The organism is uncultured Campylobacter sp. (genome assembly GCF_937997535.1).
Taxonomy (GTDB): domain Bacteria; phylum Campylobacterota; class Campylobacteria; order Campylobacterales; family Campylobacteraceae; genus Campylobacter_B.
This window is the reverse complement of the sequence record NZ_CALKTT010000093.1, coordinates 60,218-79,348: the sequence shown is the minus strand read 5'-3', so window position 1 is coordinate 79,348 and position 19,131 is coordinate 60,218. Positions and strand designations below refer to the sequence as shown.

The 19,131-nt window shown below is 44.7% G+C and carries 24 protein-coding genes and 1 tRNA gene; 2 read left to right on the top strand and 23 right to left on the bottom strand.

Annotation, left to right across the window (positions count from 1 at the left end; translation table 11 throughout):
* Positions 1–16: 16 nt before the first annotated feature.
* The 22 genes from Q0117_RS09030 to rplU all read right to left on the bottom strand — a co-directional run bounded on the left by Q0117_RS09030 (position 17) and on the right by rplU (position 16,859).
* Positions 17–835: a tetratricopeptide repeat protein gene (locus Q0117_RS09030; RefSeq protein WP_297924720.1), complete on the bottom strand. Its 819-nt coding sequence runs from the start codon at positions 833–835 to the stop codon at positions 17–19.
* A gap of 1 nt (position 836) precedes the next feature.
* Positions 837–1,310 carry an OmpA family protein gene (locus tag Q0117_RS09025; RefSeq protein WP_177389412.1) on the bottom strand — a complete coding sequence of 158 codons (474 nt, stop codon included), beginning with the start codon at positions 1,308–1,310 and terminating at the stop codon, positions 837–839.
* A 55-nt stretch (positions 1,311–1,365) separates the two neighbouring features.
* The gene (gene tolB, locus Q0117_RS09020) at positions 1,366–2,613 is read right to left on the bottom strand and encodes a Tol-Pal system protein TolB (RefSeq protein WP_291938295.1); all 1,248 of its coding nucleotides are present in this window, start codon (positions 2,611–2,613) and stop codon (positions 1,366–1,368) included.
* 15 nt (positions 2,614–2,628) lie between these two features.
* Positions 2,629–3,021 (bottom strand): TonB C-terminal domain-containing protein, encoded by a 393-nt coding sequence (locus Q0117_RS09015; RefSeq protein WP_297924718.1) that lies wholly within the window; start codon positions 3,019–3,021, stop codon positions 2,629–2,631.
* 18 nt (positions 3,022–3,039) lie between these two features.
* Positions 3,040–4,014 carry a TonB C-terminal domain-containing protein gene (locus tag Q0117_RS09010; protein WP_297924716.1) on the bottom strand — a complete coding sequence of 325 codons (975 nt, stop codon included), beginning with the start codon at positions 4,012–4,014 and terminating at the stop codon, positions 3,040–3,042.
* Entirely contained in the window at positions 4,007–4,405 is a 399-nt protein-coding gene (locus Q0117_RS09005) for a biopolymer transporter ExbD (protein ID WP_005869629.1), read from the bottom strand. Before Q0117_RS09005 ends, Q0117_RS09010 begins: the two co-directional genes overlap by 8 nt.
* Positions 4,405–4,980 (bottom strand): MotA/TolQ/ExbB proton channel family protein, encoded by a 576-nt coding sequence (locus Q0117_RS09000; RefSeq protein WP_291938301.1) that lies wholly within the window; start codon positions 4,978–4,980, stop codon positions 4,405–4,407. The genes Q0117_RS09005 and Q0117_RS09000 overlap by 1 nt, the downstream gene beginning before the upstream one ends.
* 2 nt (positions 4,981–4,982) lie before the next feature.
* Positions 4,983–5,387, bottom strand: a complete 405-nt coding sequence (gene atpC, locus Q0117_RS08995) for an ATP synthase F1 subunit epsilon (protein ID WP_291938303.1) — start codon at positions 5,385–5,387, stop codon at positions 4,983–4,985.
* Positions 5,388–5,397: 10 nt separating this feature from the next.
* On the bottom strand, positions 5,398–6,795 hold the full coding sequence (gene atpD / locus Q0117_RS08990; protein WP_297924713.1) for a F0F1 ATP synthase subunit beta: 1,398 nt from the start codon (positions 6,793–6,795) through the stop codon (positions 5,398–5,400).
* Between the two features lie 11 nt (positions 6,796–6,806).
* Positions 6,807–7,715, bottom strand: coding sequence for an ATP synthase F1 subunit gamma (atpG, locus tag Q0117_RS08985; RefSeq protein WP_297924711.1), 909 nt, complete (start codon positions 7,713–7,715; stop codon positions 6,807–6,809).
* A 12-nt stretch (positions 7,716–7,727) separates the two neighbouring features.
* Complete coding sequence (gene atpA / locus Q0117_RS08980; RefSeq protein ID WP_297894466.1) at positions 7,728–9,242, bottom strand: F0F1 ATP synthase subunit alpha; 1,515 nt, start codon at positions 9,240–9,242, stop codon at positions 7,728–7,730.
* Between the two features lie 11 nt (positions 9,243–9,253).
* Complete coding sequence (locus Q0117_RS08975; protein ID WP_297924709.1) at positions 9,254–9,784, bottom strand: F0F1 ATP synthase subunit delta; 531 nt, start codon at positions 9,782–9,784, stop codon at positions 9,254–9,256.
* A complete protein-coding gene (locus Q0117_RS08970; RefSeq protein ID WP_297924707.1) occupies positions 9,784–10,299 on the bottom strand; it encodes a F0F1 ATP synthase subunit B in 516 nt (171 codons plus the stop codon). Before Q0117_RS08970 ends, Q0117_RS08975 begins: the two co-directional genes overlap by 1 nt.
* A gap of 10 nt (positions 10,300–10,309) precedes the next feature.
* Complete coding sequence (locus Q0117_RS08965) at positions 10,310–10,732, bottom strand: F0F1 ATP synthase subunit B' (RefSeq protein WP_297894462.1); 423 nt, start codon at positions 10,730–10,732, stop codon at positions 10,310–10,312.
* Between the two features lie 74 nt (positions 10,733–10,806).
* Positions 10,807–11,670, bottom strand: a complete 864-nt coding sequence (locus Q0117_RS08960) for a ParB/RepB/Spo0J family partition protein (RefSeq protein WP_297924704.1) — start codon at positions 11,668–11,670, stop codon at positions 10,807–10,809.
* Positions 11,658–12,449, bottom strand: a complete 792-nt coding sequence (locus Q0117_RS08955) for an AAA family ATPase (protein WP_177389424.1) — start codon at positions 12,447–12,449, stop codon at positions 11,658–11,660. Before Q0117_RS08955 ends, Q0117_RS08960 begins: the two co-directional genes overlap by 13 nt.
* On the bottom strand, positions 12,446–13,081 hold the full coding sequence (locus Q0117_RS08950; protein ID WP_297924702.1) for a biotin--[acetyl-CoA-carboxylase] ligase: 636 nt from the start codon (positions 13,079–13,081) through the stop codon (positions 12,446–12,448). Before Q0117_RS08950 ends, Q0117_RS08955 begins: the two co-directional genes overlap by 4 nt.
* Before the next feature lie 532 nt (positions 13,082–13,613).
* Positions 13,614–14,534 carry a methionyl-tRNA formyltransferase gene (gene fmt, locus Q0117_RS08945; protein WP_297924700.1) on the bottom strand — a complete coding sequence of 307 codons (921 nt, stop codon included), beginning with the start codon at positions 14,532–14,534 and terminating at the stop codon, positions 13,614–13,616.
* 114 nt (positions 14,535–14,648) lie between these two features.
* Positions 14,649–14,990 (bottom strand): hypothetical protein, encoded by a 342-nt coding sequence (locus tag Q0117_RS08940; protein ID WP_297924698.1) that lies wholly within the window; start codon positions 14,988–14,990, stop codon positions 14,649–14,651.
* Positions 14,991–15,116: 126 nt separating this feature from the next.
* Positions 15,117–16,172, bottom strand: a complete 1,056-nt coding sequence (obgE, locus tag Q0117_RS08935) for a GTPase ObgE (RefSeq protein WP_297924696.1) — start codon at positions 16,170–16,172, stop codon at positions 15,117–15,119.
* Positions 16,173–16,282: 110 nt separating this feature from the next.
* Positions 16,283–16,540, bottom strand: coding sequence for a 50S ribosomal protein L27 (gene rpmA / locus Q0117_RS08930; protein WP_291938329.1), 258 nt, complete (start codon positions 16,538–16,540; stop codon positions 16,283–16,285).
* 10 nt (positions 16,541–16,550) lie between these two features.
* The gene (gene rplU, locus Q0117_RS08925) at positions 16,551–16,859 is read right to left on the bottom strand and encodes a 50S ribosomal protein L21 (RefSeq protein WP_040303368.1); all 309 of its coding nucleotides are present in this window, start codon (positions 16,857–16,859) and stop codon (positions 16,551–16,553) included.
* Between the two features lie 220 nt (positions 16,860–17,079).
* Between rplU and Q0117_RS08920 the strand changes: the two genes are divergently transcribed.
* The gene (locus Q0117_RS08920) at positions 17,080–17,508 is read left to right on the top strand and encodes a hypothetical protein (RefSeq protein WP_295151029.1); all 429 of its coding nucleotides are present in this window, start codon (positions 17,080–17,082) and stop codon (positions 17,506–17,508) included.
* Between the two features lie 159 nt (positions 17,509–17,667).
* Complete coding sequence (locus Q0117_RS08915; RefSeq protein WP_297924693.1) at positions 17,668–18,129, top strand: DUF411 domain-containing protein; 462 nt, start codon at positions 17,668–17,670, stop codon at positions 18,127–18,129.
* Positions 18,130–18,295: 166 nt separating this feature from the next.
* Here the strand turns inward: Q0117_RS08915 and Q0117_RS08910 are convergent.
* Positions 18,296–18,369 (bottom strand) — tRNA-Gln (locus Q0117_RS08910).
* Positions 18,370–19,131: the final 762 nt, after the last annotated feature.

Here is a 19,131-nt window from a genome sequence, read left to right as displayed (position 1 = left end):
TGTATTTAAATTTAGGTTATCTAGTGGGTGCGGCTTTAGCTTCTTTGGAGTCCGGGTATGAAACCTTTAACGCTTTGTAGAATTTATTTGCGCTGTCTTTATCACCGATCTTATCGAAGCTGATCGCGGTGTGATAGAGGAGCTTTGGGGTGTAGTCTTGGCTCTCGTTGTGCGAGATGCTCTTTTTATAATAGTTTATCGCTTCTGCGTATGAGCCGGAAAAATATGAAATTTCGCCCAGCATGTAATTTGCCTTAGCGGGCTTATAGTTCTTAGATACTAAATAATTATAGCGCTCTTTTGCGCCGGAATAGTCTTTTTTAGCATATAAAGCATCGGCCTCTTTCAACACCGAAGCCTGATCTTTTGATTTAAAATCGGAATCTGTTTTTGTGCTAGCGGGAGCCGGAGCAGTGCCTGCGTCTAATTCAGCGTTTTTTTTTACGCTACCGCCGCTGCCTAATTTTTTATTGATTTCAGCAATTTGGGCTTTTATAGTAGCGATGTCTCGTTTCATCTGATCTAGCTCTCTGTTACCTTGGCTTTTGCCCGTAGTACGAATTTCTAGATCCGCTACCCTGTTTTCCAGGTTCGAAATTTTAGAATTTGTTCCTTCAAGGACGCTTCGCAAACCTTCGACACTCTCGCGTGTATTATCTACACTAGTTTGCATCTCGCTTATACGCTTGCGGTTATCGCGCAATACTTGTTCGTTTTCGGTTAGTCCATAAGAGCTACCTGAATCAATATTGCCAGCATCAAATGCAGAAGTTTCTGCATTTAAAAAAGTGGCGACTCCACAAAGAGCCGCCACCGTGAAATTTTTAAATTTCAAATTAGAATCCAACTTTGAATTCGTCGCGTCTGTTTTGAGCGTCGCACTCTTTAGAATGCTCTGTGCAAGCCATATTGCTCTCGCCGTAGCTTACTACGGAAATTCTGCTCTCATTTACGCCCTGAGCAACCAATGCGTCTTTAGCTGCAGTAGCTCTCTTTAGACCAAGAGCATAGTTGTACTCATCAGAACCCCACTCATCGCAGTTACCCTCAACTTTAACAGTTAGAGACTCTGCGCCTGCTTGATTGAATAGAGCTGCGTTATTATTGATTGTGCCTTGCTGATCGGCTCTAATATTAAATTTATCAAAGTCGAAATAAACAGTGCCAACTTCACTTTGGATCTGAGATGCCAAAGCAGCTAGTCTATCTGCATCACTTGTGCTTGTAGTATCGGCCTCTGGGGTCTTTTTAGAACAACCGCTCAATAATAGAGCAGCAACTGCTATCGAAGATAAAACTAAATGTTTCATTTTCTATCCTTTCAAAAAAAATTGAAGTTATTATATCACGAGATTTTTTAATATTTTACCAATCAACAGACTGAATTTTACCCACTCTTAACGGAAATTGAAAACTTTTATTCTCGTTAACTCTGATAATACCTACCGAGCTTCCGCCGCCGTCTTGCTTGATAAACATAATGCTGCCGCCATCGCTAGAAAATCTAGGAAACATATTTTTGCCACTAGCCGTTAACTGGCGAATCATATCGGTTTGAGTAGAGATTAAATATATATTAAATCCGCCCCCGCCGTCGCGACTAGAGTAAGTAACGTAATTGCCATTTGTGCTAATGGAGTTGTTATTTTTGCCGTGATAGACGAGCTGCTGAACGTTGCCGCCGTTTATGCTAGTGGCAAATACGTTTGGATAACCCAGACGATCGCTCACAAAAGCCACGCGCGAATCGCCGTCGATAAAATTTCCATTTACATCAATGCCAGCGTAATCGGTAATTTGCTTAGCGCTGCCCGAGGCTATATCATACAAATAAATATCGGGTTGATCTTTAGGCGCATTGGTAATTAGAAGCTTTCTGCCGTCGGCACTTACATCCGAAGCTATTGTCATGCCGTGACCGGTAAAAATTTTACTCTTGCTGCCGTTGGATAGATTAAATTTATAGATAGCGGGCGTATTTTTATTGACATAGTAGGTATAATAAAATTCGTTCTGCGCTGCGCTTGCCCATTTAGGGAAGATATTTAATCCGCCGCGAAGCACAACCTGCTGGTAAGTAAGCGTATAGTCAGCCACCATGATCTCGCTCTCACGCGTCGAAGTGTAGCGAGAGAGCAAAATCATCTCCTTCATCCAATCGACGTTTGAGTACCCTAGCTGCTTGACGATCTCAGATACCGCCATGTGTGCCAAAAACGGATACTTTTCGGCATTTGAAAGCGTAAAGCTCTTCTCGTACATCACCCTGCCGCTGTTCGCTTCAAGTACTTTGGCTTTTAGGCTCATCGGCGAGCTTTTATCACTTACCGCGTAGCGCACGATCAGAGCGGCACCGCTAGAGCCTAGATTATCGGAAGCGCCCGCATCATAGCTGCTTTGTAGATACTCGTCGCTGACTTCAAAAGTCGCACCGACCTTTAGATCACCCACCATAAGTTTAAAGAATTTGTTGCCAAATTCTGAATTTGCAAGGTTCGATGCATCCTGAACAACGATTTTAGGTAGATTTACCCCTTCGTTTACGATAGACATAGTCGCATCTGCCGCGAAAATGCTACTACAAAATGCAAGAATCAAAAGTAGTTTCTTCATCTTTTCTCCTTAAATTTAATTTGATTTCGCAATCTCGGTTAATCTTATATTAAGTTTATGAAGTTTATTATCCGGGGATTTTGAAAAATTTTGCTCCGAAAGCCCCTTTAAAAATCTGTCAAGCTTTTGGTTAAATTTTATATCGCGACCTAACTCGATAATTTTATAACCCACCACTCGTCCGTCCGCGCCGAAAGTAACCTCGACCGCTGCGTCATCGTTAGTGGTAGCATCTTGTTTTAGCCACAGATATTCTAGCTTCTTTACAATATCTCCATAATAAGCCCTAAATTCTTTAGAATTTTGAATTTCAGTGTTTAAATTTGAAGAGGTAGAATTTTTAGCAGAATCCACATCTTCTGCAAAAAGCATACAGCAAAAGGCAAAAATACAAAAAAGTCTCTTCACTTTTTTTCCTTACAAATTCTAATTTGTCTTCATCACGTCGGACATCCTAGTCTCGATCTCATGCGACGCTCCGTCCGGAGACTTCGGGAAAGTCTGAGTCGATAGATTATCCAAGAAATCCCGCAGCTTTTGATTAAATTCCGTCTCTCGCCCGAGCTCGATGATTTTATAATCCACGACCCGTCCATCTGCACCGAAAGTTATACTAATCTTCGCATCGTCTTTCGCAGTCACTACGTAGCGGCTCCATAGAACCTGAAGCCTCTTTTCTATAGCGCCGAGGTAGGCGTTAAATTCTCCCGTCCTTTGAGTCCTGCCGCCAAGCTTATCGGATTTGACGACAGCATTTTTAGATGCCGCTTTATCCTTAGCACTAGAGGTGGCGGTTTCTTTATCGGACTTTTTATTGCTCTGAACCGCATCGCTAGCTTTGGCGCTCTCCTCAAGCTTCTTATTGTCCTTAGTCGTATCCGAAAAAAGATCGCTCAAGCTCGGTTTTTCCTCTTTTTTTGGCTCCGGCTTAGCTTCCTCTTTTTTCTCTACTACTTTTTCGGAAGGTTTATCTTCCAACTTAGGCTCTGGCTCCTCTTTTTTGGGCTCGGCCTTAGGCTCGTCCTTTTTAGGTTCCGGCTTCGGCTCTTCCTTCGGCTTTTCGGGCTCTTTCGGCTTCGCCTGCACCGGAGGTGGCGGAACTACTTGCGCCGTAGTCTTAATTTTATCCTCCGGCACATCCTTCACATTCTTATTTTCAAACTCGCCTTGCTTTGTTTCTTTAGCGATTTCAGGCGCGGACGGAAGTTTATCATCTATTTCGAAATCAAAAGTAACATCCATATAATCGTTGGGATTGTCGGTATATTTTTTAAATTTTTCCTGCGGCTTTGAAATTTGATATAAAAGAACAAAAATCACCAGCAGATAGGCAAAAAGGGCAATTAAAAACGATTTAAAATTATCGTATTTAACCCCCGTAAAATTTGAATAATTAGCCATTTGTTTGAAGCGCGACTTTAGTAAAACCCGCTTGCTTTAAGCTCTTTAAGACAAACATTACATCGTCGTAAACGAGTCTTTTATCGGCTTGGATATAGACGGGTTTTTCCAAGCTATACTTGCCGGTGCCTTTAAGCAGTACGAGATTATCCGGGAATTCAGCTAGGCTCATCGAGCTTTTGTCGATATAAACCTTGCGATCTTCGCCGATACGCACAAGCAAGAATTCCGCGGTATTTTCCGAAACCTGTGCTTTTGAGCCGCTAGGCAGTTCGATCTTTTCATCGTAGATAATCGCCGTTTGCGCGACCATTAAAATCGCTAGCAAAACAAGCATAATATCGACGAGCGGAGTGATATTTAACTCTGGATTTTCGTCGAAATTATACATTAAATAGCTTTTCCAGTGTTTGCTTTAAATAGCAAAATATCCGCTGTACGATTTATAATGCTCATAACTTCGTATGCTTTGCGTTTTATAAGTAAGCTAAAGGTGTATGCGGGGATCGCTACAAAAATTCCACATCCTGTGGCAACTAGCGCCTCACTGATCGCAGGAGCGATAGTATCGATGCCGGAATTTCCGCCACCGAGCTTGGAAAATGTGTGAAGTATACTAACGACCGTACCAAATAGCCCGATAAACGGCGAAGTGGAGGCGACGATAGATAGCCAAGTAAGTCCGCTAGTGGAGTCGCGTTCGGCTTTGCCTTTATAAATTTCCAGGGCTTCTTTTGAAATTTTATCGGTATTTACTTTTTGAAAAATAGAGCCCGAAAGCGAAATCCTACCACCCATCAGCAAGGATTCGAGTGCCTTTGCTTCGCGGTGTTGCCACGCACTAAGCCCTACAAATCTGGAGATCAAAATCGTAAAAGTGACGATAAAATAGACGGATAACCAAGAAAGCACGAATATCGTAATAAACGTGCTTCTCGTAAAATAACTTAAAATTAGATCTAGCATATTTAACTTTGCCTTGCGAATTCGTCGACTCTAGCCATAATCGCTGCAGAATTTGCCGCATCGGAGCTAATGGACGCAAGCATATCTTTGGCGCGCTGCAAAGACTTCGCTACGGCGCTTTCGCTATCGCCTCCGATAGCTACGGCTTGAGTGGCTAGGATAGTAGTTTTTTCTTCGGTAACTTCCAAAAATCCGTCGTTTACCAAAACAAGCTGCTTTTTGCCGTCTTTATCTACGATCTCAACGACTCCGCCTTCGCTTTTGTCTTTAAGTCCCGTTAGCAAGCTCGCATGCCCTGGCAAAATACCCATTTCGCCAGTAATGCCGGGGAGCTGGACGGATTTGACCTCACCCGAAAAGACCATCCCTTCGGGCGTAACGATATCTAAAAGCAAAAATTCTTTCATCTTAAAATTCCTATGCTTTCATCTTTTCAGCTTTTGCTACTACCTCGTCGATATTTCCCACCATATAAAAGGCATTCTCCGGCAGATCGTCGTATTTACCCTCTAAAATTCCCTTAAAGCCAGCGATAGTTTCCTCTAGCGAGATATATTTGCCCGGACTTCCGGTAAATACCTCGGCTACGAAAAACGGCTGAGATAGATAGCGCTCGATCTTTCTAGCGCGCTCGACTACGAGCTTATCCTCTTCGCTAAGCTCGTCCATACCCAAAATCGCGATAATGTCTTGCAAATCTTTGTATTTTTGAAGCACTGCCTGGACGCCGCGAGCGACCTTGTAATGCTCCTCGCCGATAATTTGCGGATCAAGCATTCTTGAGGTCGAATCAAGCGGATCGACGGCAGGATAAATTCCTTTCTCAGCGATCGCTCTGTTTAAAACGGTCGTCGCATCAAGGTGCGCGAAAACGGTCGCAGGAGCCGGGTCGGTAAGGTCGTCCGCAGGCACATAAACGGCCTGAACGGAGGTGATGGAGCCCTTCTTGGTCGAAGTGATGCGCTCTTGTAATTTACCCATTTCGCTAGCAAGCGTAGGCTGATAGCCGACCGCAGATGGAATTCGTCCTAAAAGCGCGGACATCTCCGAACCCGACTGCGAGAAGCGGAAGATATTGTCAATAAACATCAAAACGTCAAGCCCAAGCTCGTCGCGGAAATACTCAGCCATCGTAAGGCCGGTTAGCGCGATACGGTTTCTCGCTCCCGGCGGTTCGTTCATCTGACCGTAGGTCAAGGCGACTTTATCCAAAACGCCCGATTCTTTCATCTCGTTATAAAGGTCGTTTCCCTCTCTCGTTCGCTCGCCGACACCCGCAAATACGGAGTAGCCACTGTGTTTGAAAGCGACGTTGTGGATTAGCTCCATAATGATGACGGTCTTGCCGACGCCAGCACCGCCAAATAGTCCTACCTTACCGCCCTTTGCGTAAGGGGCGAGCAGATCGACTACCTTAATGCCGGTTTCAAAAATTTCACTCTTCGTGCTTTGATTTTCAAAGCTAGGCGGATCTCTGTGGATCGACCAGCGGGTTTCAAATTTTTCATCCTCGCCCTCATCGATCAGATCGCCCGTGACGTTAAAAATTCTACCCAAGACCTTCTCGCCCACTGGCACCGTAATAGGCGCGCCGAGAGCGACTGCCTCGAGTCCTCGCTTTAGTCCGTCGCTCATATCCATAGCGATCGTGCGGACGCGGTTGTCTCCAAGGTGCGCGGCTACTTCGAGGACAAGCCTTCTGTGGCTTCCTTCTACGTCAAATTTAACCTCGATAGCTTCGTTGATTTTCGGTAAATAGTCCTTAAAATCGACATCGACTACGGGACCCATTACCTGGGAAATTATTCCTTTCATCCATTCTCCTTTCACTTCATTGATTCCACGCCGCTTATGATCTCGATAAGCTCGGTCGTGATAGAGCCTTGTCTGGCTTTATTGTATGCTAAATTTAGCTGCGATACGCGCTCTTTAGCGTTGTTGGTTGCATTTTCCATAGCGTTCATTCTAGAGCAGTGCTCCGCGGCCAAAGAATCGATCAGCGCGTAATACATGCTGTAGCTAAGATAGCTCTGGATTAAATTTAACATCAATGTTTCTTCATCCTCAGGACTTTCAACTTCTACTTCCAATGTAGATGTTTTTAAAGCATCCTCATTAATCGCAGGCTCACCGATTGGCACCAACGTATTTACCCGCATCTCTTGGGTAATCATATTCAAATAGCCGTTATGGATAAGTATGACTTCATCGGTTTTGCCTTCGTTAAAATCCTTAACTGCGGCTTGGACGATTTCGTTAGCTTTCTCGGACGATGGAGATGAGCTCACGCCGATATATCGCTCCAAAAGCTCAATGCCTTGAAAATCAAAATACTCTATTCCTTTTTTGCCGACGGCGCGAAGGCGAACCTTGATCTTTTTCGCCTTAAGCTCCTCGATCAAAGCTTTGATCTTTTTGATGGTATTGATATTAAAACCACCACAAAGCCCTTTATCTGCGGTGATAAACAGCAGATCAACTACCTTTACCTCTCGAGTGGTATCAAAAATTCTAAGTTTTTCGTCGTTGCCTGAATTATTGCCTACGTAATTTTTAACGCGCGCAGAAATTTCACCCAAGACCTCGTTAATCTTCACCGCATAAGCTCGCGAGCGCATCGCCGCTTCTTTGGTGTTTTTGAGCTTGACGTTGGAGACCAGCTTCATAGCTTTGGTGGTCTTCTCCGTATTTTTAACGCTCTTGATCTGTAGCTTTATATCTTTTAAATTTGCCATAATTTAGCCCTTTTAAGCGGCAAAGGTCGCTTTAAAGTCATTTAGAGCCTTGATTAAATTTTCTTCCAAATCCTTCTCGATGGTCTTTTTACTTCTAATTTCTTCAAAAATTTCAGGATATTTTGCCTCGATATACGGATAGAGCTCAGCTTCGAATTTACCAATTGAGCTCGTAGGCACGTCGTCTAAAAATCCGCGGCTTCCTGCAAAGATTATGACCACTTGATTTTCGACCGGAAGCGGCGAATAAGGAGGCTGTTTTAAAATTTCGACCATTCTTTGTCCGCGATCCAGCTGCTTACGGCTGCTCTCGTCCAAATCGCTCGCAAACTGCGCAAACGCCTGAAGCTCACGGTATTGAGCTAGATCTAGGCGCAAGGTTCCCGAGACCTTTTTGATCGCTTTAATCTGCGCGGAACCGCCGACGCGGCTAACCGAAAGACCTACGTTGATCGCAGGACGAATTCCTGAGTTAAATAGACCAGATTCTAGGAAAATTTGACCGTCGGTGATAGAGATGACATTTGTAGGGATATACGCCGAAACGTCGCCTGCCTGCGTCTCGATAATAGGAAGCGCCGTTAGGCTGCCTGCACCGAGTGCATCGCTTAGTTTGCTAGCGCGCTCAAGCAAACGAGAGTGTAGGTAAAATACGTCGCCAGGATACGCCTCGCGTCCCGGCGGACGACGCAAGATAAGCGACATCTCGCGGTACGCAACCGCGTGTTTGCTAAGATCGTCATAGATGATAAGCGCGTGGCGGGAGTTATCTCTGAAATACTCGCCCATGGTGCAGCCCGAATACGGAGCCAAATACTGAAGCGCAGCCGCCTCGCTAGCACCCGCCGCAACTACGATCGTATAATCCATCGCGCCGTACTCTTCAAGCTTTTTAACGACTTGTGCGACGGTGGATTGTTTCTGACCGATTGCTACATATATGCAGATGACGTCTTGACCCTTTTGATTGATGATGGTATCAACAGCAACGGTGGTTTTTCCTGTTTGGCGGTCGCCGATGATGAGCTCGCGCTGTCCGCGACCGATCGGCACTAGCGCGTCGATCGCCTTAAGGCCGGTTTGAAGTGGCTCGTGAACGGATTTACGAGCCATGATGCCTTTAGCCTTTTCTTCGACAAATCTAGTATCGCTGGTCTCTATCGCGCCTTTGCCGTCAATCGGTTCGCCTAGAGCGTTTACCACGCGACCTATTAGGGCATCACCTACCGGAACGCGCAAAAGCTTACCCAGTCTTTTAACGCTACTACTTTCGTTAATACCGCTAGTATCGCCTAAAATAACGATGCCGACACTGCTCTCCTCTAAATTTAACGCGATACCACGAGCTCCGTTTTCGAATTCGACCATCTCGTTAGCCATTACGTTTTTTAAGCCGTAAACATTAGCAACACCGTCTGCGACCGAAACGACTTTGCCGGTTTCTTCGATATCAACGCTAAGATCGAAATTTTCGATTCGCTCTTTGATTATGCTACTGATTTCGTCTGCCTTAATTTTCGCACCCACGCTTTACTCCTTTAAATTGCTTTTAAAATATATTCGCTCATTTTTTGTTTCAATCTATCAACTGAAAAACTAATCTCAAATCCAAGATCCTCGACTTCGATCTTAATACCCTCAAGCTCGCTTTTAACAGGTTGCAGAGTAATATCTGCATTAAATTTCTTTGAAATTTTAGTCTCTAGCTCTTTTATTTTCGCGGCGTCTATTTCGGTAGCGGAATAAATTTTACCTAAGTATTTATTATCCAGCGCCGCAATATTCTTGCGCAGTTCCTCAACTATCTGCGGGATTAGCGCAATACGCCTATTCTTAGCTAAAAGTTTAATAAAATTTACGATTTTTTCGCTTGGATTTTTTATAAACGACGCAATAAGTTCCACTTTGGATTCCTCTTTTAGCGTCGGAGATTTCACAATATCTTGGAATTTTGGAATTCTAAATGCGCTCGCGACGCTCTCGAGCGTCTGCAAAACAGAGCCTAGTTCATCTTTTTTATAGCTCAGCATCAGGGCGTTTACATATCTTTTTGAGGTGTTATTTATCATCATCCGACCTTTTTCTCTACGATTTTAACCAGTTTGTCTTGACCGAATTTAATGTCATCCGATGCAAAAACGTCATCCAGTATCTCGCTTACGACCTCTTTTTTGATCTTGCGCGCCTCAAAGCTCTTCTGCTCATCGAAAGATTTTTGCAAATTCGCAATCTCTTGCTCGGTCGCATTTTTTATCTTTTCGGCGGCGAACACGATCTCTTTTTTAGCAGTTTCAATTAAAGCTGCGCCTTGAACCTTAGCATCTTGCAAATCTTTTTTAGCTTGTTCCTTGCGAGCTGCAGACTCTTTTAAAATTTTTTGATTAGCCTCAAGTCTAGATGCGATGCCGTTGATTCTACCTTGATATGCTGCTTTTGCGGGACCTTTTAAAAGATAAAACAAAATTCCGAAAAACAAAATGAAATTTATGCTTCGCCACAGCACGTCGTAGTCTTTGACCCCATCGTGCCCACCGCTTGCTAAAACAAGCGCGGGAATTATAAATAAAAATAGATATTTTTTCATACTGAAATCCTCATACTTTAGCCACAGCGCTACTTAGAGCATTTTTAAATTCCGGAATTTTGGCTTGCAAATCATTTTTTAGGTTGCGCTTTTGCTCATCCAAACCGCCTAAGAATTGATCAAAATCCTCCTCCATCGCGGCTTTTTTCTCGGCTATTTCTCTAGCGGCAGCCTGCTTCGCACTATCCATCGCCTCTTGCTTTATTTTAACAGCTTGCAACTTCGCAGCATCCATGATCCTTACGATCTCTGCTTTATCGGCATCTGCATCCTGTGCGTTTTTCATCGCATTTGCCTCATCTTCTTTAATAATAGCTTCTCGCTTTTCCATATGCAAAAGTAGCGGTCTATAAAGCTTGATATTTAAGAAGTAAATCAAAGCTAAAAATACGACGATGGTCGTTATCATGGCGGTCAAACTTACGTCTAGCATCGCACCTCCTCTAGGTTAGTTTTAAACAAAATGCGTATTTTACAATATGAAAAATTAAAATACACTATAAAAAATCATCCGATTTTCTTTAAAAACTCGGAAATTTGTAAAATTTCGCTAAATTCGATCGAAATTTTACGCTCTTTGATACTTATTTTACCAAATTGATCAAGCTTGGCCTTTAGCTTTAAAAGCTCAGGCTTGAAGCTTTGAAATTCCACGCCAAACTTTTTCTCTTTCGGAACGGTTTTATCTTTGAGCTTTTTTACTAAATTTTCGGTATCTCTTACGCTTAGGCGCTGTCCTAAAATGGTATTTAGAGCTAAAATTTGATCCTCTTTTTCGAGTCCAACCATTATCTTGGCGTGCCCTTGCGAAATTTTATCTGCGCTTATGGCGTCTTGCACTTCGGAGCATAAATTTAAAAGCCTTAGCGTATTGGTAATCTGCGTGCGGGACTTTTTGATGATGTCGGCTAACTCCTCTTGCGTAATCATGTATTCGCCGATGAGCTCCTTATAGGACTTAGCAAGCTCGATAGGATTTAGATCCTCGCGCTGGATATTTTCGATGAGGGCAAGCTCTCTTAAATTTTGAGATTTTATGTCCGCGACTACGGCTTTGATTTTACTCTCGCCCAAAAGCTTCGTCGCTCTTAGGCGTCGTTCGCCGGCGATAAGGACGTAAGAATCATCTTTTTGAATAACGATGATAGGCTGAATAAGCCCGTGACGGGCGATGCTTTCGCTCAGCTGCCTAAGTGCCTCCTCATCGAAGCTTTGACGCGGTTGATATGGATTTGGCTCGATTTTATCGACATCGATTTCGATAACTAAACTATCTGCATTTCCGCTTTCTAGCTCCCTGTTATAGGAGCTTTCTACGTCATCTAAAATAGCACCGAGCCCGCGCCCGAGCGCTCTTTTTACCTTGCCCATTTTTGCTCCATTATGGATTTAGCGAGGTCTTGATAGGCGATGGAACCAGCAGATTTTATATCGTATAAAACTACCGGCTTGCCAAAGCTTGGGCTTTCGGCTAGCTTGATATTGCGCGGGATGATGACTAGATCATCACTCTTACCGATACGAAAGAGCTTATCGTCGAAATACTCGCGTAAATTCGCGACCGTTTCTTTGGCGAGGTTGTTTTGCAAGCTGTACATTGTCGGCAAAAATCCGCGAATTTTTAAATTTTTATTGAGCGTTTGCTTGACGACTTTTACGGTATTTAGGATCAACGCGACGCCTTCAAGCGCGTAGAATTCGCACTGAATCGGGATGATGACGCTATCGCTTGCGACCAAGGCATTTACCGTAATGCTACCGAGCGTCGGCGGCGAATCTATGATGATGAAATCATATCTGTCCTTAACCTCGGAAATTTTATTTTTTAGCATTAGTTTGAAGTCTTTCTCTTCACTTACTTCGCGCTCGATGCCTACAAGTCCGATATTTGACGGCACCAGATCCATAAACTCAAGTTCGGTCTTTTGGATCACTTCGGACATGCTCTTACGCCCCGTTAGGACGTGATAAATGTTAAATTCAAAGTCGCTGCGGTTAAAGCCAAGCCCGGTCGTAGCGTTCGCCTGAGGATCTACGTCGATCAGTAGAACCCGCTTTTTCTTTATCGCTAGCGACGCAGCGAGATTAACCGCCGTGGTCGTCTTCCCGACGCCGCCTTTTTGATTTGCTATCGTAATTACTTCACTCATCTTAAAGCATAAACCCTTTCTTCGTTTATTATGATCGATCCGTCTTCGCAAAGTTTAGCCTGCGCGAGCGAAATTTTTTCACCGCCTAGATGAACGCTAAATTTTTGCGATTTTTGGAATTGTAACGAAAAATTTCTAAAAATTTGCTTCCACGGGATTTTATTTTCATATAGCGCAAAAAAGCCCTCTATAGCGTCTTTTGCACTGATTTTTATATCTAAAATTCCCGCATATTCGGGCGCACCGAGTAGGTTCATGCCGATGCCGCAGACGAGGGTATTTTTGATCTTATTCGTCATCGTCCCGCCGATTTTGCGCTCATCTACATAAAAATCGTTGGGCCATTTTAGCCAAAGCTGAGAGCCGAGCGATGCTAGAAGCTCCTGCATAATCATCGCAAAATATATGCTTGCCGACTGCGGAGGCACGTCTGCAGGCAGATCGCTCTGCGTGACACAGAACGAAAATGCGAGATTGCCGCTCGCGCCCTCCCAATCATTGCCGCGCGAGCCGATACCGGCACTTTGGCGATTTGCGGCGATCGCAAAAGGCGGCGTTACCCTGCCTTCGCGCACGGCGTTCACCAAAAACTCCTGCGTGGAGGGCATTTGCTCTACAAATTCTACTTGCAAAACCCGCTCCTTGCGTAAGGTGAAGGGCTCGCCTTGAAATATTGCAAGCGTTTAAATTCCGCGTAGTGATAGAATTTTGAGACAAGATAAAATTTAGCATGATTAAATTTTACGACATAGTAAAATTTTGTGCGATGGAATTTTACGCTCTTGCTAAATTCTTCGGCAATGCGGATTTTCCCAGCGGTATTTCGATAAAATTTTAAAGCTTTATCTCGCAAAAATTCTGTGGCACGATCATAGAATTTTAAATGGTGCGTGTTCGGTGTAGCGCCGTAAAGTCCGCAACCGCCAAAGCGAAATTTAAAGCTCCTGCGAGCGTAAAATTTTAGAGCATAGAAGTAAGATTTTAAAATTTTATAAAGCCTTGGTTTTGGAGCTTCGCTTCGAAATTCCGCACGGCAAAATTTTACTTCACGATCGCGGCGATATCCAAGGCAGAATTTCGCCGCGACGCCAAAAGCGCGGCGCAAATAAAATTCCCGCGTAGCATCAAAAGCGCGGCATAAAACGCGAGAATTTAAAATCCCGCTTAGCATAGTAGATCGCCGATCTTTAGCCGCTTGCCGTTTAGATATGCGCTAGCGTCTACGGGCTTCTTGCCAGGCTCTTGCACCTTTATGATCTTAACCGCGCCCTCGCCGCAAGAAACGCAAAAACTGGGCTTATCAACGCACAGAATTTCACCCGCGCGCTGAAATTTGCGCCCGCAAGATTCGCGCAAAAGCTCTAGTTCTAAAATTTTTAACCCGCTAGCTAGATAGATCCCCGGCCAGGGCGTTAGCGCACGGAATTTATTATAAATTTGCTCTGCGCTTTCCTCAAAGCTAAAAAGCCCGTCAGATTTGCTTATTTTTTTGCAGTGCGTAGCCTGTGCGTCATCTTGCTTAAGGGGCGTCAAATTTGTAAAATTTAGCAACACTCGCACGATCAGCTCGCCCGCTAGATCACCCAGTTCGTCAAACAGCTGCGCCGCCGTTTTATCCTCGCAAGGCGTGTAGGCAAAATCAAGCATATCGCCCGTGTCAAGCCCTGCATCCATCAGCATCGCCGTCACGCCCGTCTGCTTTTCGCCCGCCAAGATCGCGCTTTGAATAGGGCTTGCGCCACGGTATTTGGGCAGGATCGAAGCGTGCAGATTTATACAAGGCGCGATATCAAGCACGGCCTGCGGCAAAATTTTACCGTATGCCGCAACCACGATGAAATCAGGCTTTAGCTCTTTTATCTGCACTGCGACCGCCTCGTCTTTTAAACTCGCAGGCTGAAATATCGGCACGGCGGGCAGATACTGCTGCGCGTAAACTTTGACCTCGCTAGGCGTTAAAATTTGCTTCCTACCGACGGGCTTATCAGGCTGCGTAAATACGGCCGCGATCTCAAATTTCGCCTCCGCAAGCGCGCACAAAATTTTAGCCGCGTATTCGGGCGTACCCATAAAAACTATATTCATTCTTTTCCTTTAAATTTAGCCAAATCAAGGCGCGAGCGATCGCGCGGACGCAATCGTGCTCGAAATAAATTTTACGCAGACCGTGAGGTAAACCTCGGTTCAAGCTCGTGCGCCTTATTTGACGGCGGATTGATTTTTGTCCTCGGATCCGTCTGACCAAGGCCAAAAAGCGCACGGATCTTCGGACCAATAAATCTTTGCAGACGGTTTCGCTCCCAGCTCATCCGGGCTAATCTTGCCGTCATGATTAGCATCGAGCCTCTTAAATTCCGAGCCTGAGCGCAGATTTAACTCTACTTTTAACCCATGCGGCACCTCGCTAGCCGCCCACTCATCCAGGCTTAGCGCACCGTCGCGATCCTTGTCGTTAAAGTCCATAAAATTCGGCACCGGATCGGCGGGATCGCAACCGTATGCGCCGAAGCATAACAACGCAAAAATTAAAATTTTATTCATTTCCACCCCTAAATTTTATCTTTTTGCAGTGTTTGCGAGCGATAAATATAAAATTTACCCGCATATACGGGCACGCTTAAAGCTCGCGTTCGTCAAAGCTCCCTACGGCGCGGCTTTTGGCGCAATCTACAGCTCCTTTTTAAGTAGCTCAAGCAAGTTAAATTTTAGCTCGTTTATATTTTGTCCCGTCGCCGAGGAGATCGGCGTTACAAAAAACGGCTTGGTGGCGTCAAATTCATAAATATCTTGTTTAAATTTCATCTCGCCAGCCGTGCCCACAAGCCCCAAATGCAACAAAAACGCGTCAAATTTTTCCTGCAAATTTTCGGCCGCGTCCGCGCGAGTTAGAGCGATCGCATAGTCTCTTTTCGCAAGCCCCTCTGAAAATTTCGCCGTCTCGGCCCGCAGCGCGTCAAACTGCTCCTCAAGGCTGCGGTAGTTCGCAAGATCTAGCATAAAAAGCAAAATTTTCGTGCGCTCGACGTGTTTTAAAAACTGCACGCCAAGCCCGCGTCCGTCACTCGCCCCCTCGATGATGCCTGGGATATCGGCCATCACAAAGCCGCTATATTCGTCGACCTCGACTAGGCCGAGCTTTGGCGTGAGAGTGGTAAACTCGTAGTTTGCTATCTGTGGTTTGGCGTTTGAGACGGTCGAGATTAGCGTGCTTTTACCGACGTTTGGAAAGCCCACGAGCCCCACGTCGGCGATGAGTTTAAGCTCCAACCGCACCTCTCGCGTCTGCCCCTCTAAGCCTTTTTGCGCGTATTCTGGGGCTTGATTGATCGAGCTTTTAAAATGCACGTTGCCAAGCCCGCCCTTGCCACCTTTTAAAAACAGCTTCGTTTCGCCGTCGTTTAGCATATCAAGCACCAGCTCGCCGCTATCCTCGTCGTAAACGCTGGTGCCCGGAGGCACGATAAGATAGAGATCCTCGCCACTTTTGCCCGTCTTTTTGCGACCCTCGCCGGGCGCGCCGTTTTGCGCTTTAAACTCACGCTTGCCCTTGTAGGATGAGAGGGTGTGGGAGTTTTTATCGACCCTAAAATACACGTCGCCGCCGTCGCCGCCGTCGCCGCCGTCGGGACCGCCTGAGATGACGAATTTTTCGCGGCGGAAGCTGACGCAGCCCGCGCCGCCGTCCCCTGATTTGACACTAAATTTTACGCTGTCTATGAACATAGCTATCCTTAAATTTAAAACGGCAATTATAGCCAAATGAGTTGAAGATATTTTTTAAACGGATGAAATTTTAAAAGAGGGGCTTGCGCCCCCGAAGATTTTAGCGGTAATTACGCAGCGGGATAAACCGATACTTTTTTGCGGTTTTTATCTTTTCGCTCAAATTTTACGACGCCGTCGATCAGCGCGAAAATCGTGTGATCACTACCCATGCCTACGTTGCAGCCCGGGTGCGTCGCAGTGCCTCGTTGGCGGATGATGATGTTGCCCGCGCGAACGAACTCGCCGCCGAATTTTTTAACGCCCAAGCGGCGTCCGATACTATCTCTATTATTTTGGGTTGAGCCTTGACCTTTTTTGTGTGCCATTTCCTATCCTTTATGCGTTAATCGAAACGACTTTGACACGGGTGTATTGGCGTCTGAAGCCGCGTTTTACTTTTGAATCTTTGCGTCTGCGTTTTTTGAAGATAACGACTTTTTTATCCTTGCCCTCGCAAACGACCTCCAAAACCACCTTGGCACCCTTTACAAACGGTGCTCCTACCTTTAACTCGCCGTCGTTTAGCGCTAAAACTTCGCTAAGCTCGAGCTTTGCTTTCGGCTCTGCATTAAAATGGTCTAAATTTAGGTAGTTACCCTCTTCGACCTTATACTGCTTGCCGCCGTGTTTGATGATAGCATACATCAAAAATCCTTTAAAATTTGGTAGCCAAAAAGGCATTTGCCGTGCAAAATTTAAAAGCCCGTTTGGTATGAAAGGTTGCAATATTATCTCAAATTTTATAAATTCCTACTGAAACGCCTCGCAAAATTCCTGCGAAATTTCAAATTTCAAGGGCTCGGATTTATTTTAAACTAAAGATAAATGTGCTACTATCGCAACGAAATTTTTGAAGGAGAATTTTATGAGAAATTTAATAGCTGCGCTCATAGCAGCGGTATTTTTTATCGGTTGTTCCAACTGGAATATATCCAACGAACCAAGCGGAGTACGCAATCAAACAAAATCCCAAAGCAGCAAAACAAATATCGGCGGCGTAAATGATAAAGTCCAAGAGGTCTCCACCGCAGGCACCACTGATATGGTCGAAACGACCTTGCCCGATAGCACAGGTATGACTAATGCGCCGAAAGACCGCAGCGATGCATTTCATATCAATCAAGTAATTTCTGCATGGAATAAACAGCCAGACTCCATCAAAACAACCGAAGACAATGGTAATATCTACACCTGGAAAAACTATAAGCCGGGCTGCGACGTATCACTTACCAGCGACTCGGAAGGCTACGTATCAAAATCCGCTATCAAATCAGCACTCTCTCAGTGCCTATAACTAAGCTTATCCGCGACGCCGAAATTTTAAAATTTCGTAAAATTTCGGCTTACGAGCGGGTCTGCTTCGTCAAATCTAATCTTAAAATCCTACGGTTCACTCTTAAAAATTTACTATTCGTATTGTATAATCGAGGACTTTTAATCACTGGAGTAAAATATGAAGAAAATTTTATTTGCAGGTGCGCTTTTAGCGGCATTAGGAAGCTATGTCGCGGCGGGCGAACACGTCAAGGTATATCACGGCGAGAGCTGCGGCTGTTGTCACAACTGGGCAAAATACATGGAGCAAAACGGATTTGAAGTCGAGATGATTTCGCTGGCTGACGAGCCGCTTATTCAGAAGAAGAATGAGCTCAAACTTCCGCTGGAGCTCGCTAGCTGCCACACCGCGATCATAGATGGGTATGTAGTCGAAGGGCATATGCCAGCAGGTGAGATCCGCACGCTACTAAAAAATAAGCCTAAAGACGTCATCGGCATAGCAGTGCCTGGCATGCCGCTAGAAGCGCCAGGTATGGAGCAAGGCTCACAGCCCGAGGTCTATGATGTGGTAGCGTTTAAAAAGGATGGCTCGTATCAAAGCATCGCCACTTACAAAGGCAAAGAAAAAATCAAATAATCCGCCGCTTCAAAGCGGCAAACTTACTTATTAGTTCGCTAAAATTTTGCATATTTTATGGCTCAACGCAATTTGCTTTAGCCGGCAAATGCTGCCATGATCTGCAAAAATGACGCGCAAATTAATTTCAAACGCTAGCTATGATAAAAGGGATTAAAAATTTAAGTGGATGGGCTAATAGGGGTCGAACCTATATTCACAAATCCAGAGTTTGTTGTCCTGCCATTAGACGATAGCCCATTGCGAAAGCGGTATTTTATAGAATTTTGCTTTAAAAAAGCATAAGAGCGGGCGGAATTTTAAAATTTTGCAAAATTTTAATTAAATTTAAAGCCCTGCTGCGCCTAAACAATAAAATTAAAACGTAAAAGCTAACGCTGCTTTCATAGGCTCCGATAAAAGAATATGGCTGCTCGCCGCGGAGCTAAATTTTAAAATTTGGCTAGTTTATCCTATATTTACGCCTTCGCGAGCTGTTTGTCGCAGGATAAAATTTTAGCATATAAGCCTGTCTTCAAAACATATATGTTTAGTGCTCGCTGGGCGGGCGCGGCCTTAAATGCTATAAATCAAACCGAAAATCCGCAGCGAGCATAATTGCAACAAAACCCGAATACGGCGCTCAAAATAAGCGTCAAATAGGCTTACGACAAGGTTGCGCAATAAGTCCGCCAAATACTCACATCAGACGAAGCATAAGAATTTATCGCGATTAGGCGGGGTCTAAACTAAAATCAAAGCCAAAATTTGAGTGCGAAGCTCACATAAAATTTCTTACAAAAGCCCTTTACGGGCTCAAAAGACATTATGAAATTGCGTAAAATTTGACTGCGGCAAGATTTCCCCATGCATTTTTAATACTGAACATTCGACAAATCAGATCAAGCACGACGAACAGAGTGAAATCTCTCATACATAGTTGATACGGCATAGGCTATTGCTAGACCAGAGCAGAAATATGCGGAATTAACTCCGCCTATCGTTTGAACACCTAGAAAGCAC

Coding starts and splice junctions, on each gene's coding strand:
- Q0117_RS09025 (WP_177389412.1), bottom strand. CDS start 1,310: ATGAAACATTTAGTTTTATCTTCGATAGCAGTTGCTGCTCTATTATTG.
- tolB (WP_291938295.1), bottom strand. CDS start 2,613: ATGAAGAAACTACTTTTGATTCTTGCATTTTGTAGTAGCATTTTCGCG.
- Q0117_RS09010 (WP_297924716.1), bottom strand. CDS start 4,014: ATGGCTAATTATTCAAATTTTACGGGGGTTAAATACGATAATTTTAAA.
- Q0117_RS09005 (WP_005869629.1), bottom strand. CDS start 4,405: ATGTATAATTTCGACGAAAATCCAGAGTTAAATATCACTCCGCTCGTC.
- Q0117_RS09000 (WP_291938301.1), bottom strand. CDS start 4,980: ATGCTAGATCTAATTTTAAGTTATTTTACGAGAAGCACGTTTATTACG.
- atpC (WP_291938303.1), bottom strand. CDS start 5,387: ATGAAAGAATTTTTGCTTTTAGATATCGTTACGCCCGAAGGGATGGTC.
- atpD (WP_297924713.1), bottom strand. CDS start 6,795: ATGAAAGGAATAATTTCCCAGGTAATGGGTCCCGTAGTCGATGTCGAT.
- atpG (WP_297924711.1), bottom strand. CDS start 7,715: ATGGCAAATTTAAAAGATATAAAGCTACAGATCAAGAGCGTTAAAAAT.
- Q0117_RS08975 (WP_297924709.1), bottom strand. CDS start 9,784: ATGATAAATAACACCTCAAAAAGATATGTAAACGCCCTGATGCTGAGC.
- Q0117_RS08970 (WP_297924707.1), bottom strand. CDS start 10,299: ATGAAAAAATATCTATTTTTATTTATAATTCCCGCGCTTGTTTTAGCA.
- Q0117_RS08965 (WP_297894462.1), bottom strand. CDS start 10,732: ATGCTAGACGTAAGTTTGACCGCCATGATAACGACCATCGTCGTATTT.
- Q0117_RS08960 (WP_297924704.1), bottom strand. CDS start 11,670: ATGGGCAAGGTAAAAAGAGCGCTCGGGCGCGGGCTCGGTGCTATTTTA.
- Q0117_RS08955 (WP_177389424.1), bottom strand. CDS start 12,449: ATGAGTGAAGTAATTACGATAGCAAATCAAAAAGGCGGCGTCGGGAAG.
- fmt (WP_297924700.1), bottom strand. CDS start 14,534: ATGAATATAGTTTTTATGGGTACGCCCGAATACGCGGCTAAAATTTTG.
- Q0117_RS08940 (WP_297924698.1), bottom strand. CDS start 14,990: ATGAATAAAATTTTAATTTTTGCGTTGTTATGCTTCGGCGCATACGGT.
- obgE (WP_297924696.1), bottom strand. CDS start 16,172: ATGTTCATAGACAGCGTAAAATTTAGTGTCAAATCAGGGGACGGCGGC.
- rpmA (WP_291938329.1), bottom strand. CDS start 16,540: ATGGCACACAAAAAAGGTCAAGGCTCAACCCAAAATAATAGAGATAGT.
- rplU (WP_040303368.1), bottom strand. CDS start 16,859: ATGTATGCTATCATCAAACACGGCGGCAAGCAGTATAAGGTCGAAGAG.
- Q0117_RS08920 (WP_295151029.1), top strand. CDS start 17,080: ATGAGAAATTTAATAGCTGCGCTCATAGCAGCGGTATTTTTTATCGGT.
- Q0117_RS08915 (WP_297924693.1), top strand. CDS start 17,668: ATGAAGAAAATTTTATTTGCAGGTGCGCTTTTAGCGGCATTAGGAAGC.